At 71.9% G+C, this 14,317-nt stretch carries 14 protein-coding genes; 3 read left to right on the top strand and 11 right to left on the bottom strand.

Annotated features, from left to right (window positions below; translation table 11 throughout):
• Positions 1–46 precede the first annotated feature (46 nt).
• From AB0K60_RS04935 to AB0K60_RS04925, 3 genes are all read right to left on the bottom strand, one after another.
• Positions 47–463, bottom strand: coding sequence for a VOC family protein (locus AB0K60_RS04935; RefSeq protein WP_364048687.1), 417 nt, complete (start codon positions 461–463; stop codon positions 47–49).
• Between the two features lie 5 nt (positions 464–468).
• On the bottom strand, positions 469–849 hold the full coding sequence (locus AB0K60_RS04930; RefSeq protein ID WP_364048686.1) for a helix-turn-helix transcriptional regulator: 381 nt from the start codon (positions 847–849) through the stop codon (positions 469–471).
• Between the two features lie 134 nt (positions 850–983).
• A complete protein-coding gene (locus AB0K60_RS04925) occupies positions 984–3,095 on the bottom strand; it encodes a DUF4132 domain-containing protein (RefSeq protein ID WP_364048684.1) in 2,112 nt (703 codons plus the stop codon).
• Between the two features lie 276 nt (positions 3,096–3,371).
• Here AB0K60_RS04925 and AB0K60_RS04920 point away from each other — a divergent pair, with 276 nt between their 5' ends.
• Positions 3,372–4,559 (top strand): acyl-CoA dehydrogenase family protein, encoded by a 1,188-nt coding sequence (locus AB0K60_RS04920; RefSeq protein ID WP_364048682.1) that lies wholly within the window; start codon positions 3,372–3,374, stop codon positions 4,557–4,559.
• Entirely contained in the window at positions 4,556–5,227 is a 672-nt protein-coding gene (locus AB0K60_RS04915; protein WP_364048680.1) for a TetR/AcrR family transcriptional regulator, read from the top strand. The genes AB0K60_RS04920 and AB0K60_RS04915 overlap by 4 nt, the downstream gene beginning before the upstream one ends.
• A 335-nt stretch (positions 5,228–5,562) precedes the next feature.
• Here AB0K60_RS04915 and AB0K60_RS04910 read toward each other — a convergent pair whose 3' ends face one another.
• From AB0K60_RS04910 to AB0K60_RS04890, 5 genes are all read right to left on the bottom strand, one after another.
• A complete protein-coding gene (locus AB0K60_RS04910; RefSeq protein ID WP_364048678.1) occupies positions 5,563–6,012 on the bottom strand; it encodes an OB-fold domain-containing protein in 450 nt (149 codons plus the stop codon).
• Positions 6,009–7,163: a thiolase domain-containing protein gene (locus tag AB0K60_RS04905; RefSeq protein ID WP_364048676.1), complete on the bottom strand. Its 1,155-nt coding sequence runs from the start codon at positions 7,161–7,163 to the stop codon at positions 6,009–6,011. The genes AB0K60_RS04910 and AB0K60_RS04905 overlap by 4 nt, the downstream gene beginning before the upstream one ends.
• A 78-nt stretch (positions 7,164–7,241) precedes the next feature.
• Complete coding sequence (locus AB0K60_RS04900) at positions 7,242–7,952, bottom strand: 3-oxoacid CoA-transferase subunit B (RefSeq protein WP_364048674.1); 711 nt, start codon at positions 7,950–7,952, stop codon at positions 7,242–7,244.
• Positions 7,949–8,671 (bottom strand): 3-oxoacid CoA-transferase subunit A, encoded by a 723-nt coding sequence (locus tag AB0K60_RS04895; protein ID WP_364048672.1) that lies wholly within the window; start codon positions 8,669–8,671, stop codon positions 7,949–7,951. Before AB0K60_RS04895 ends, AB0K60_RS04900 begins: the two co-directional genes overlap by 4 nt.
• Before the next feature lie 20 nt (positions 8,672–8,691).
• Complete coding sequence (locus AB0K60_RS04890; protein WP_364048670.1) at positions 8,692–9,540, bottom strand: fumarylacetoacetate hydrolase family protein; 849 nt, start codon at positions 9,538–9,540, stop codon at positions 8,692–8,694.
• A 135-nt stretch (positions 9,541–9,675) separates the two neighbouring features.
• On the opposite strand from AB0K60_RS04890, the gene AB0K60_RS04885 reads away from it, so the two are divergent.
• Positions 9,676–10,425, top strand: coding sequence for a GntR family transcriptional regulator (locus AB0K60_RS04885; protein WP_364048668.1), 750 nt, complete (start codon positions 9,676–9,678; stop codon positions 10,423–10,425).
• A 64-nt stretch (positions 10,426–10,489) separates the two neighbouring features.
• Here AB0K60_RS04885 and AB0K60_RS04880 read toward each other — a convergent pair whose 3' ends face one another.
• The 3 genes from AB0K60_RS04880 to AB0K60_RS04870 all read right to left on the bottom strand — a co-directional run bounded on the left by AB0K60_RS04880 (position 10,490) and on the right by AB0K60_RS04870 (position 14,248).
• Positions 10,490–12,460: an ABC transporter permease gene (locus tag AB0K60_RS04880; RefSeq protein ID WP_364048666.1), complete on the bottom strand. Its 1,971-nt coding sequence runs from the start codon at positions 12,458–12,460 to the stop codon at positions 10,490–10,492.
• Complete coding sequence (locus AB0K60_RS04875) at positions 12,457–13,269, bottom strand: ABC transporter ATP-binding protein (protein ID WP_364048664.1); 813 nt, start codon at positions 13,267–13,269, stop codon at positions 12,457–12,459. The genes AB0K60_RS04880 and AB0K60_RS04875 overlap by 4 nt, the downstream gene beginning before the upstream one ends.
• Positions 13,270–13,648: 379 nt before the next feature.
• The gene (locus tag AB0K60_RS04870; protein ID WP_364048662.1) at positions 13,649–14,248 is read right to left on the bottom strand and encodes a superoxide dismutase family protein; all 600 of its coding nucleotides are present in this window, start codon (positions 14,246–14,248) and stop codon (positions 13,649–13,651) included.
• Positions 14,249–14,317: the final 69 nt, after the last annotated feature.

Here is a 14,317-nt window from a genome sequence, read left to right as displayed (position 1 = left end):
AGGTTCGTCCGGCGTCCTCCGTAGCAGGCCGCGATCGAGCGTACGGTTACTGCTTACGCGGCTGGTTGAACCGCAGCATGTTGCCGGCGGGGTCGCGGAAGGCGCAGTCGCGGACGCCGTACGGCTGATCCATGGGCTCCTGCAGCACCTCGGCGCCTGCCGCGCTGATGCGCTCGAAGGTGGCGTCGCAGTCGTCGGTCTGGAAGATGACCGCGCGCAGCAGGCCCTTCGCCAGCAGTTCCGCCATCGCCTCCCGGTCGGCGGGCGAGGCGTTCGGGTCCGCGAGTGGCGGTTCGAGGACGATGTCCACATCGGGCTGCGACGGCGCGCCGACGGTCACCCAGCGCATGCCCTCGAATCCGACGTCGTTGCGCACCTCCAACCCGAGCACGTCCCGGTAGAACGGAATCGCCTTGTCATGGTCGTCGACGGCGATGAAGCACGTTGAGAGCTTGATGTCCATGCATGTCACGCTACGGGCGGGCGCGCGGGATTCGCTTCTCCATTCCTGACCGGTCGCGTATAGATCTTGGCGAAGCAGGGCGGGATGGCCGCGCCCTCGTCGTGGCTGCGTGCCCGGTACGCGCTCGGGCTCTCCCCGACCAGCTCGGTGAAGCGCGAACTGAACGATCCCAGCGACGTACAGCCGACCTCGAAGCAGACCTCCGTCACCGACAGGTCGCCCCGCCGCAGCAGCGCCTTGGCCCGCTCGATCCGGCGTGTCATCAGATAGCTGTGCGGCGTCTCCCCGAACGCCGCCCGGAAGCTGCGCGAGAAATGCCCGGGCGACATGAGGGCCACCCGCGCCAGCGCCGGCACGTCGAGCGGCTTCGCGTAGTCGCGATCCATCACGTCACGTGCTCGGCGCAGCCGTACAAGGTCCTCCAACGTCACCCGACCAGCCTCCCACAGCCCTCCGACACTCTCGACGCCACCACCGGAGCCGGGCGGCGCACGGCGATGCATCTACGCCCGTGCCGAACTCAAGCCCGAGACACCAGCCTGCGGGTGATGTGCCGGAGCAGAGGATGACCGGCAAGGTAGGTCTCGAACTCGGGCACGGTCCACCGGCGCTGCTCCAGCATGGCGGACTCCAGCCGCCGGATCTGGTCGGCCGCGGCGGCGCGCACGTCTTTCTTCAACGCGGCGAAGCGCTTGTACGCCTCCGCCGCCGGCTCCGGATCGTCCTTCGCCCCCGGTTTCGGCAGGCTCGCCCGCCGTTTGCCGTCCTCGTCAGCCACGTACGGCTTGAGCTGCTCGTCGAAGCCGACCACGAAACGGCGCGGCCCGTAGTCGAGGACCATGCCGCCGCCCGCGTCCAGCCCGAAGTCGGGCACCAGCCGGTCGGCGAACTGCTCGGGGGTCAGTCCCAGCTTGCGCGCCACCTGCTCGACCTTCTGCTGGGCGCGCGCCCTCAGCCCCTTGTACGGCGCCTTCTGCGCGAGGCCGTACAGGTGCATGAGCGCCACGTCGGTGCCGATGGCGGCGAGCACGTCCAGGCCGATGACCGCCCTGGCGTGCCCGTCCTGCCCCGGCCAGGCCCGGATCACCGGCGCGAGCCGCCGCACGGTGTCGTCGTCGCCGAACAGGCCGAGCTGGCGCAGCGCCCAGACGTCCTTCGCCGGTGTGCCGTACGCCCGCCACGCCTCGAACACCGCCCAGGAGAACTCGGCCAGCGAGCCCGGGTCGCACAACTCCCGCACCGCGTCGACGCCCGGATGGACCTGGCCCGGTTTCGACAGGGCGAGCATGGTGAGCAGGTGACCGGCCGCCGCGACCGGCAGGGCGTGCGCGCGGTCGCGCAGCGCCACCTGCGGGAGCAGCACCGGATCGACCCACGAGCCGATCACCGGCTTCTTCGCCGGGAGGTTCTCCAGCGGGTCGGGCCGCAGCGTCTCGGCGGGCGCGTCCGGGAGCCGGGCGGCGTTCGCCGCGCGAATCGACTCGATGGCCGCGCGGGCCGCGTCCGGCAGGGTGGGCAGTGCGGCCTCGGTCAGCTCCGGATGGGTGCGTACATGGGCCCCTAGCAGCTCTGTCACCAGCGCGTACTTTTTGGACCCCGCGTCTTTGGACCCCGCGTCGGCGGCTTGGGCGAGGAGCCGCAACGCGCGCATCGGGAAGCGCCGGGTCGCGGCCAGCAGCGGCGGCTGGGCGAAGCGCTCGCCGATCTGATCCAGCAGGATCCGGAACGCGTCGTCGGATGGCATCACGGCGAGCGCGTTGAGCAGGTTCCGGCGGTCCTCGCTCCCGATGTGGGCCTGCTCCAGGGCCGTGGCCAGCAGCGGTACGGCCGCCACGCCGACCCCCTCCAGCAGGGTGGCCAGAGCCTCCGGCGTGCAGTCCGACCACTGGGGGATCAGCCGTCCGCCGAGCAGCTCGAGGTGCCGGGCCGAACCCAACGCGCAGAACAGCATCGTCGACAAGTAGGCGTCGAGGTTGGCGCAGCACTCGTCCACCCAGTCCAGGCGGGTCGGCACCAGGTAGGAGACGACGAGCCGCTGCAGGGAGGTACGCCGATGCTCCGCCAGGCGCTCCACCGCCTCCTGGTAGTCCCGCTCCGCCCCCTCCGCCAGCAGCGCCCGAAGCGAGCGTGCCAGGTTCTCCGCCCACCAGAGCTGGTTGTACGACTCGTCAGGCGCCGCGTACACGACACCGTGCTGCAGGCGCGGGGCGTCCGGCGAAGGAAGGTCGAAGCGGATGGTGATGGCCGCGAGCTCGGCGAACGCGCAGGCGGCGAAGGCGAGGCCATCCAGGGCCGGCCAGCCGCGCACCATCCCCTCCGCGGCCTCGCGCCCGCCATCACACGCGAACGCGGCCATCGCGACCACCGCCGCGCCCAGCGGGCTCGCCTCGCCGCGCAACCGCGCCAGCCCGAGCCGGGCGAGCTCCGGATCGGACACCGGCCCCTTGAGCACGTCCTCGATCTGGGCCCGGAGGGTCGCGGGGAGCGCGTCCACGCCGAACCCGCGCTCGTGTCTCACGCTCACGGGCAGGCCACCGCGCCGCGGATGCATCCGCCGCCGCCACTCGTTGGGGATGATCAGGATGTCCTCATCCGGCGGGCCCGACCGACCCGGATTCTTGGGGGCTTCCATGCCGGGACAGCGTACGGGAGAGCACTGACGATTTCCGTACGGCGCCGCCGCGTCGAACGGACTCCCCTGGTCCTCTCCGCTCGCCGAGGCAGGCGGGCACCGCCGCCCAGCAGGTCGCGGACACGACCACTTCGGCCGACCGAACGACCCGGCGTGATCTCGCAGGGCGCGCTTTCGCGCGAGACCACTCCTTGACGTACGGCACACGACGGTTAATGTACCGACCGAACGGTACATTTCTGGCGATGCCGTGCGATGGCGCGAAGAAGGTGTGGGATGAGCGAGTCCTTCTATACGGACGATCACGAGGAACTGCGCAAGGTGGTGCGCACCTACGTGGAGCGCGAGGTGACGCCGAACCTAGCGCGGTGGGAGCGGCAGCGGCTGGTCGATCGGGAGGCGTGGCTCGCGGCGGGCAGGCAGGGGCTGCTCGGGGCCCGAATCCCGGAGGAGTACGGAGGGGCCGGGCTCGACGACTACCGGGTGCGGTGCGTGATCTCCGAGGAGATGGCGAAGGTCGGGGCGACGTCGCCGGCGCTGGGGTTCGCGCTCAACGACGACATCGTGCTGCCGTACCTGCTGCGGCTCGGCACCGAGGAGCAGAAGCGGCGGTGGCTGCCGGGGTTCTGCACCGGCGAGACGATCGCGGCGATCGCGATGACCGAGCCGGGGGCGGGCAGCGACCTGCGCGGCATGCGGGCGACGGCGACCCGGGACGGCGACGAGTGGGTCATCAACGGGGCCAAGACCTTCATCACCAACGGCATCCAGGCGGATCTGGTGATCGTGGCCGCGCAGACGCAGGTGGACGGCGCGCCGGCCGGGCTGAGCCTGTTCGTGGTGGAGAGCGGGACGCCGGGGTTCACCCGGGGGCGCAAGCTGGACAAGATCGGCCAGCACGCGCAGGACACCGCCGAGTTGTTCTTCGACGACGTGCGGGTGCCCGCCGAAAACCTGCTCGGCACCGAGGGCGCGGGCATGCGCCACCTGGTGAGCAACCTGCCGTCGGAGCGGCTCTCCATCGCCTGGTACGGCCTGGCCATGGCCGAGGCGGCGCTGGAGTGGACGCTCGCCTACACGCGGGAGCGCACCGCGTTCGGCAAGCCGATCCTGGACTTCCAGGCCACCCGGTTCCGCCTCGCCGAGCTGGTCACCGAGGTGGAGGTGACCCGCAGCCACCTGGAGAAGCTCGTCCACCGCTACAACGCGGGCGAGCTCGACGTGGTTGACGCGGCCAAGGCCAAGTGGTGGGCCACCGAGACGCAGAAGAAGGTCATCGACTCCTGCTTGCAGCTCTTCGGCGGCTACGGCTACATGATGGAGTACCCGATCGCGCGGGCCTTCATCGACTCCCGCGTGCAGACCATCTACGGAGGCACCACCGAGATCATGAAGGAGATCATCGGCCGCTCCCTCGCCGGCCCCGAGCGTGGCCGACCGGCCGCGGAGTCCGCCGGCTCATGAGCGCCGAGCCGCGAGAGGCCCACCTGGCGGGCGTCGCCTCGCCGCGCCCCCGCCGGCGCGGCCGTCCCCCGCTCAACCCGGACGGCGAGGCGAACGGCCCGGCGGAGACCACGCCGCAACGCCTGCTGCGCGTCTCCGCCGAGTTGTTCGCCGAGCGCGGCTTCGACGCCACCGGCGTACAGGAGCTCTCCGACGCCTCCGGCCTCGCCCGGGGCGCGCTCTACTACCACATGAAGAGCAAGCAGGACCTGCTCCACTCCATCGCCGCGGGCCTGCTCGACGAGGTCAACGAGCGCGCCCGGCGCCTGGCCGCGCAGGACGCCCCCGTCGTCGACCGCATGCGCCTGCTCGCCCGCGACCTGCTCCGCGACCTCGCCACGAGACGCGCGGCCTGGACCGTCGTCCAGCGCGACTGGCGCGCGCTGGACCCGCCGCGCCGCCAGGAGGTGGCTGACCTGCGCGACGAGTACGAGGCCATCTGGCAGCGCCTGTTCGACGAGGGCGCCGACCAGGGCGTGCTCGAACCCGTGGACCCGATCCTGCGGCGCGGCATCATGGGCCTGTTCAACAGCAGCTACCTGTGGATCGACGACCGGGGCGAGGTCCCCACCGACGAGATCGCCGACCGCCTGCTGCGGCTCCTCCTGCACGGACTCGCCCGCGAATGACCGTACGCGGGGGTGCGGGCGGCCCAGGGGCACAGCCGGAGAAGCCACCGCGGGCCGCCCGCAGGCGTGATCGGGTCCTGTGCTCGAATAGGTGGGTGACGCGCAGGGGAGGGCTGACCGGTTCCCGGACGGCGTGGCTGATCCGGGCCTCGGCCTCGTCTTCGGACAAGCGATCGGGCAGGCGATCCACTCCCCGCTCGGTCGCCTCGGTTTGGGCCGTCAGGCCCCGACACCGGCTCGCGGACGGCTCGGCTGATCCGGGCCGCGGCCTCGGTCTTCGGATAAGCGATCGGGCAGGCGATCCACTCCCCGCTCGGTCGCCTCAGCTCGGGCCGTCAGACGCCGGAGCCCTCCCCCAGCGCGTCAACCGGCCCCGAAACCGGCTCGAATACGGCGCCGCCGACGGGACCGTCCCCCGCTGGCTCTGCGGCACGCAGCCGCAGCCGCATGCCGACCTCCAGCCGGTCGAAGGGCACGCCGTCCACGTTCGCCATGATCGTCGGGCCGCCGTCGAGGCTGACGTACGCCAGCACGTACGGCACGGCGTCCGCGAACGCCGGATCCCCGCGATGCACGATCGAGAACGAGTACAGCGTCCCCTCGCCCGAGAGCGTCTTCGTGCCCACCTCCGCCGACATGCACACCGGGCACCGGTCGCGCGGCGGCCAGACGTGCCCGTCGCACGCGTCACACCAGGTCGTCACGAGTTCGCCCCGCGACAGCCCCTCCCAGAACGCCCGCGACTCCGGCGTCACGTCCACCGCGACCTTCGGCAACCTGCTCACTTCACATCCCCCCGGCACAGAATCGCCGTCGACGCCGAGGCCCGGCTCCCCAGCGAGAAGCCCGACCCGTGTACGAGCGCGAACTCGCAGTCGGGCACCTGCAGCTCCGGATGGGCCTCGCCCCGCAGCTGCCGTACCGCCTCGATGGACCGGATCATGCCGCCACGCCGATCCGGATGGTTGTTGGCGAGCCCGCCGCCGTCGGTGTTGAACGGCAGCCGCCCGTGCGGCGCCTGCAACGCCCCGTCCTGCACGAACTTGGCGCCCTCGCCCTTGGCGCAGAACCCGAGGTCCTCAAGCGCGGTCAGCACCGTGATCGTGAACGAGTCGTAGATCGACACGTAGTCGATGTCCGCCGGGGTCAGCCCCGCCTGCTCGAACGCCTGCGGCCCCGACCGGGACGCCCCGGTGACCGTGAGGTCGAGGTTGCCGTTGTTCCAGTGCCGCACGGTCTCGGCCTGCGCGAGGATCCCCGGGCACGGCTTGCCGAGGCTCGCGGCGATCTCCTCGGAGACCACGACGATCGCGCCGCCGCCGTCGGTGGTGACGCAGCAGTCCAGCCGGTGCAGCGGCTCGGCGATCGGCGGCGAGTCGATGACCTCCTCGACCGTCACCCGGTCGCGCAGCAGGGCGTGGGGGTTGAAGGACGCGTGGTAGGCGGCGGCCACCTTGATCTGCGCCAGGTCCTCGCGCCGCGTGCCGTACTCGTACATGTGCCGCCGCGCCACCAGCGCGTACTGTGCGATCAGCGTCGAGCCGTGCGCGGCCTCGAACGGCAGCGTCGGCGACGGCGGCGCGCCGCGCACGCCGATCCCCTGCCGGGGCAGCCCCGCGTGGATGATCAGCGCGACCTTGCACCTGCCCGCCTGGATGGCCCGCGCCGCCGCGCCGAGCGACGACACGTAGGTGGCCCCGCCGAGGTCGGTGCCGTCGATGTGCCGCAGGTTGCCCAGCCCGAGCAGTTCGGCGAGCGACAGCGGCCCGCCCGGGACGACCGAGGTGATCAGCGCGTCCACGTCGGAGGGCGCGAGCCCGGCGTCGGCGAGCGCGCCGGCGGCGATCTCCAGGTAGACGGACTCGAGCGACCGATCCGGGATGTTGCGTCGCGGGTGTTCGAAGGCGCCGGCGATCCGGGCCATGACCCTGCCCATGTGACTCCTCACTCGTTGGTACGAAGCGGACCGTGCGCCTCAGTTGTGCGCCTCAGTTGCGCGCCTCAGTTGTGCGCCTCAGTCGTCGGCGAAGCGCACCGGCGCGCCGGTGTTGCGGATCACGGTCTCCCGGGAGATGCCGGGGGCCAGCTCCAGCGCGGTGAACCCGCCCTCGCCCGGCACGAACACGCCGAGGTTGGTGACGACGCGCCGCACCACGCGGGGGCCGGTGAGCGGCAGCGTGCAGGCGGGCACGAGCTTGGGGTTGCCCGTGCGGTCGCAGTGCGCCATCAGCACCCACACGCTCCTGGCCCCGAGCACCAGGTCCATCGCCCCGCCGACCCCGGGCGTACGGCCCGGCGCGGTCCAGTTGGCGATGTCCCCGTCGGCCGAGACCTCCATCGCGCCGAGCACCGCCAGGTCGAGGTGCCCGCCGCGGATCATGGCGAAGGAGTCCGACGAGTCGAAGATGGACCCGCCGGGGACGATCGTGACCGGGCGCTTGCCCGCGTCGGTCAGGTCCGGGTCGATCTCGTCCTCCGGCGCGCCGCCCATGCCGAGGATGCCGTTCTCCGAGTGCAGGAAGATCTCGCGGGCGGGGTCGAGGTGGTCGGCGACGAGCTGCGGGATGCCCATGCCCAGGTTCACGTACGAGCCGTCGGGAATGTCCTTGGCGGCCCGCGCCGCGATCTCCTCGCGCCTCCAGCCCCCGTCGGGGGTGTCGAGGCGGTCGGCCGACCCGTTCGCCGACGGGGGCGCGGCGGTCACTTCGGCTGCGGCGTTGCTCATCGACCGGCTCCTTCCTGCGACTGTACGACGTAGTCGACGTAGATGCCCGGCAGGTGGATGTCGTCGGGGGCCAGCTCGCCGACCTCGACCAGGTGCCGGCTCTCCACGAACGTCGTCGCCGCCGCCATCGCGGCCACCGGGTTGAAGTTGCGCGCGGACAGGCGGAAGGCGACGTTGCCGAGCCGGTCCGCCCGGTCGGCCTTCACCAGGGCGAAGTCCACGTGCAGCGCGTACTCCAGCACGGCCGGCCGCCCGTCGAACACCCGCACGTCCTTCGGCGGCATGTACGCAAGCGGCCGCCCGGACTCGTCGTACCGCGCGGGATAGGCCCCGAGGGCGAGGTCGGTGCCCGCCGAGGTCGGGGTGTAGAAGGCGGGAATGCCGGCCCCGGCCGCCCGCAGCCGCTCGGCGAGCGTGCCCTGCGGGACGAGCTCCACCTCGATCTCCCCGGCGACGAGCCGCCGGTGGAACTCCTTGTTCGACGGGAAGGAGCCGGTGAACTTCCGGATCCGCCCCTCCTGGGCGAGCCGCCCGACGCCCTGCGGGTCGATGCCGGCGTTGTTGGCCACGATGTGCAGGTCGCGGCGGTCCAGCTCGCACAGGGCGTTGCACAAATCCATGGGTACGCCGGTGACGCCGAAGCCGCCGATCGCGATCGACGATCCCGAGGGGATCATTTCCATCAGTTCGAGGGCGGACCCTCGTATTTTGTCGATCAAAGCGCGTCCGCCGCCCGTGGTCAGGCCTGTGCGGCGACGGTGTTGCGCAGCAGACCGACGCCGTCGATCTCGACCTCGACCACGTCGCCCACGTTCAGCAGGGCGGGCGGGTCCATGAACCTGCCGACGCCACCCGGGGTGCCGGCCGCGATCACGTCGCCGGGCTCAAGCGGGGTGAAGGTCGTCACGTACGCGATCAGCTCGGCGACCGAGAAGAGCATGTCCTTGATGGGGGCCGACTGGCGCACCTCGCCGTTGACCCGGGTGACCAGCGTGGAGTTGCCGAGGTCGGCCACCTCGTCGGCGGTGACGATGTAGGGGCCGAAGGAGCCGGAGCGGTAGAAGTTCTTGCCGGGGATCCACTGGCCGCTGTGCCGCTGCCACTCGCGGGCGGTGGCGTCGTTGAAGCAGGAGTAGCCGAAGACGTACTCGGCGGCCTCGCTCTCGGAAACGTTCCAGGCCCGCTTGCCGATGATGACGGCCAGCTCGCCCTCGTAGTCGAACTCCTCGATCGCCGGTCCCTTGACGATGGGCACGTCGTGGCCCACGGTGCTGTCGATGTAGCGGGAGAAGATGGTCGGGTGCTCGGGGCGGGACGCCGACAGGCTCACCTCCTTGCGGTGCGTGGGGAAGTTGACGCCCGCGCACAGCAGCTTGGCCGGCTGCACCGGCGGCAGCAGCGTGACCTCGTCCAGCCCGATCGTGGCGTCGATGCCCTGCAGGGCGGCGGCGTCGGGCAGCCTGGCGGCGATCAGCTCCCGGACGCTTGCCGCGGTCACGCCGGGGACGTCGGTGTGGTCGATGATCCGGTCGCCCACGACGAAGCCGTAGGAGGGGCGGCCACCGCGTTCATAGCCGGCGATCTTCACGATGCTCCTTAGCGCCCCCGGGCCGGACAGGCCACGCCCGGGGCTGACGTGAGTGGTTCAGACGGGTTTCACTAGACCACATCAGTCTTAAGTCTTCAAGAGATTTTCAAAAATCAGCGTTGCTATCATTATTCCATGGTGCGGATCAACGGGGCGGAGACGCTGGGCGTCGACGTCTACGAGCAGCTCAGGTCGGACATCCTCGACGGCCGCTTCCTGCCCGGCGAGCGCCTGCAGCCCGCCCGGCTGTCCGCCGAGTACGGCGTGAGCGCCGGGGTGATCCGCGAGGCCCTCACCCGGCTCTCCGAGCAGCGGCTCACCGTCGTCGAGCCCAACCGCGGGCACCGCGTCGTCACGATCAGCGTCAAGCAGATCCGCGACCTGGTCGAGCTGCGGCAGATCAACGAGGGCGCGGCCCTGCGCCTGTCCATGGAACGCGGCGACGCCGCCTGGGAGGGCGGCATCCTCGCCGCCCACCACCGCCTCAAGGCGGCCGGTCCCGCCCACGCCTCCCCCGACTCGTGGGCGATCGCGCACCGCGACTACCACATGTCCCTCTTCGCCGCCTGCGGCAACGACCGTCTCCTCGCACTGTGCGAGGAGCTGTTCGCCGCGTCCGAGCTGTACCGGCGCTGGTCGTCCGGCCCGGTCGACGCCACCACGCCCGCCGAGCGGCACATCCGCGGGGTCGAGGTGGAAACCGAGCACGCCGGAATCCTCGAAGCCGTCCTGGCCAGGGACATCGACCGCGCTCTCGCCCGCTACCACGACCACCTCGAGCACACGGCCCGGAACGCCAGCGTCGCCGTCGAGAACGTCGCCCGCCGCAGCGCCGCCGCCGAGAAGTCCTCCGCCGTCGGCCGTCGCGCGGCCAAAAGGTCCTGACCGGCGCCCTCCACACGGTGGCGCCCCGCTCACCGGCGACGCGGAGCGAGGCGGTGTGCCGTGGTCAGTCCGGGCGTGGGGCCGGGTTGAGCGTGACCGAACGCAGGAGCGGGCGCGACAGCGCGCTCGCGCCCAGGATCCCGGCGACGCCCACGACGATCGTGGTCAGCAGGATGACGATGCCGCTCACGTCGATCAGCGCGTGCACGAACGGCAGGGCGCAGAACACGCCGACCAGGATCGAGCCGCCGCCCATCACCGCGAGAGGGATGAGGGTCTCGGTCCGGCGGGCCCGGTCCAGGACCTCCAGCGGGGTTCCGGCCAGGCGGAGCAGGGCGTACGTCTGGCGGCGGTCGATCACCGACGAGGCGGCCGTGATCCCGGCGCTCGCGATCGCCACCAGGAAGGAGACGCCGAGCACGATCACCGTTCCGGTGCGGAGGTCGGCCAGCAGGATCACCCCTTGCCGGTTCTGGTCGGCCGGGGCGACGGCGATCCGGCCGGGGGACAGGCCCGCGAGAGCCGTACGGGCGGTGTCCACCTGCGCCTGTGACGCCCGCGCGGGCAGGGCGACCAGGAGATCGCGTTCCCGCTTGCCCTTCTGTTGGCCGCCGAGTTCGACGGTGGCCTCGACGACGCCCGCCTCGGCGAGCCGTCGCTTCGCCTGACCCGCGAACGCGTCCGCCCGAGCGGCGGGAACCTGGACCGTCAGGTCCGTCGTGGAGGGCGTGCCCAGCACGTCGGCCGACGGGCTCAGCAGGCCGATGAATCCGGCGACGAACCCGGTCAGCGCCACCCCGGCGACGGTACGCCAGGCCGAGCGCGGGTCGTCGACGAGCCGCCGGCCCGCCAGCAGCGCCGCGGGGTTCCGCGCCGAGGACGCCGTGATCCTGCCGATCACCGCCACCACCCACGGGCCGACGAGATTGACGCACAGGAACGCCAGGGCGAGCACCACGGCGACCACCGCGGCCGACTTCGACCTGGTGAACACCAACGGCACGACGGCCAGGACCGCCAGCAGCACGATCACCCGGATGAGACGCAGCCCCGGCGGCGACTGCCGCTTCGCCACGCCGAGCGGGCTCACCACGACCCGCCGCAGGCCGACCGCCGCCGACACCCCGACCAGCAGCGGCACGGCCAGCAGCACGCCGAGCACCGGAAGGAACCCCGGCCACAGGTCGGCGGCGTACCACGGGCCACCGGCCATCTCGATGCGGGACAGCAGCGGCACGGCCGCGCCGTACAGGACCAGGCCCAGCACGGCCCCGGCGAAGGCGGCGATCATCGCCTCGGCGACCGTCATCCACGCCACCTGGCCCGGCGTCGCCCCCACCAGCCGCAACGCGGCCAGCCGCTGATCCCGCCGCGCCACCGTCAGCCGGGCCGCCGCGCCCCCGAACACCAGCAGCGGCACGACCATCAGCACGGCGGCGATCAGCGCCAGGATCCGGTACGCGACCAGCACGTCGCCGGTCTCCCCCGTGAAGCCGGAGATCTTCGTCGGGCCGCTGGAGCCCTGGTAGGGGCTCGCGGGGGCGGTCATCACCGGATCGGTGGGGGCACGCCCCACGACGGCGACCGGTTCGCCCGGATAGACGAGACCGGCGTCGCCGATCATGCCGGTCACCCGGCCGGGGAAGCGCTCGGCGAGTTGCGCGGGCGGCAGTTCCCGCAGCAGCGCGGCGAGCGCGGGCGACACCCACAGCTCACCCGGCCTCGGCATCCGGTCCAGGCCTGGCGGGTGCGCGGCGGTCTCCCGCAGCGGCGCAATGTCCACGACCGTGATGATCGAGTCACGTACGTAGTCCTCGTGCGTGGCCTGGATCGCGATCGGCTCCCCGTCCGCCGCGACCGGATGACGCCACGCGTCCCGGTCGGCTCGGGCCGCGAAGGCGAGGTTCGCGGTGAGCGCGAACAGCAGCAGCGCCGTCGAGACCGCCACGGCGGCGACCGTCAGACCGGTCCCCAGCAGGCCCTGGCGTCCCCCGCCGCGCAGCAGCCGCCAGCTCAGCTCCGTCAGGCCCTTCACCGGATCCCTCCGGGCAGCACCCGCGTGGCCGAGCGCTCGGTCGCCTCGCCGAGGTCGTACGGGGTCCCGGGGCCGGGAAGCCCATGGGCCGGAGAGAGGCCGCCGGTGGGGGCGGGAGCCGTACCGGGGGTGAGGATCAGGCCGTCGCGGACCTCGACGACGCGGTCGCACCAGCGGGCCACCTGCGGGTCGTGGGTGACGACGACCAGGGAGGCGCCGTTGTGCTTGGCCGCCTCGACCAGGATGCGCATGGTCTCGTGGCCGGTGGCCTGGTCGAGCGCGCCGGTGGGCTCATCCGCGAAGATCACGGCGGGGCGGGTGACGAGCGCGCGGGCGATCGCGACCCGCTGAGCCTGCCCGCCGGACAGCTCGCCCGGCCGCCGCCCCTCCATGCCGGCGAGGCCGAGCGGCCCGAACCACGCCCGTGCCTCCCGTACGGCCTTGCCCCGCGAGGTGCCGCCGAGCATCAGCGGGAGCGCGACGTTCTCCTCGGCGGGCAACTCCGGCAGAAGCTGGCCGAACTGGAACACGAAACCGAACCGGGTGCGGCGCAGGGTGCTGCGCCGGCGCTCCCCTATCGCGTCGATGCGCTGACCGAGCAGGTACACCTCACCGGCGTCGGGTTTCATGATCCCGGCCAGGCAGTGGAGCAGAGTGGACTTCCCCGACCCGCTCGGCCCCATGATCGCCAAAGCCTCGGTCCGGCCGATCTCGATGTCCACGCCCGCCAGGGCGGTGGTGATTCCGAACCGCTTGACCAGCCCGTATCCGGTCAGCACGCTGTCGCCCACACCCGCAAGGTCACTCATGGTGACAACCTTGCCCCCACCCGCCTCCCGCACGGATCGGCCGAGTGGGCGAACGTGCCCGGCCGCGCATCGGCCGAAAGTCCGACCGGCCATCGACGCCGGTCGTACGTCACGCACTGGGCGACGCCCGGCCGGGCGTACCTGCTCGTCGCGGTGGCGGGAAGGTTCGCCGTGGCGGTTGGCGATCAGATCGTGGCCGGGGTCCCGGCGCGCGCAGCCGCCATCGAAGGCGTACGCGCGAGGAGATCGGTGCGACCTTCCGGCTCCGGTCTGCCACGGGCCATTGGCACACAGGTAACAAGGCGGGGCCGGGCCCCTTCGAGGAGGAGCCCGGCCCTGGTAACGCGGGTGGCCGTCGGTGTGGCCATCAGCGCGGCCGTCAGTTCTGCTGCTTCAGTACGGCGCAGGCGATGCGGCTGCCGGAGTCTCCGGCCTTGAGGGTCTCGGCGTCCGGGCCGCTCTTCCCATTCGACTTGTAACGTTCGGGGATGTTGCCGTGGTTGTCGGGCTTCTCGTGCACCATGAGCGAGCTGCCCTCTCCGCCGAGAAGTTCATCGACCCCGACCCGGTCGGTCACGTAGGAGACGTCGGCGCTGCCGTCCTTGCCGACCAGCAGGTCGGGCAGGTCGCCCTTGTGCTGTGGATGGTCGCCCGAGCCCAGGTGCGGACCCGAGTCGGAGAAGGGGCTGCCCGTCTGCGGATCCGTCGATGAGGCGTCGCAGACTCCCTTGTCGTGCACGTGCAGTCCGTGGAAGCCGGGTGGCAGGTCCTTCGTCTTCACGCTCACCCTGGATTTCCCGTCCCCCGCGTCCTGGACGTCGACGGTGCCGACGGTCCGCCCCTCGGCGTCCTTCAGCTCGGCGCTCATCTTCGAGTCGGGTGACGGCGAGGGCGACGACGGCGCGGCGCGTGCCACACCGGTGCCGCCCGCCACGATGAGCGAGGCCAGGGTCAGGGAGACGTGTGCGTACCGGAGCATTGAGGTTCCCCTTTCCGCATTCCGCCTGCTCGCCACCGCACGGCGGCGAGCCGACGCCGGGTACAGCCA

The sequence above is a fragment of the Thermopolyspora sp. NPDC052614 genome (assembly GCF_040678635.1).
In the GTDB taxonomy this organism is placed as follows: Bacteria; Actinomycetota; Actinomycetes; order Streptosporangiales; family Streptosporangiaceae; genus Thermopolyspora.
This window is presented reverse-complemented; position numbering and strand designations above follow the sequence as displayed.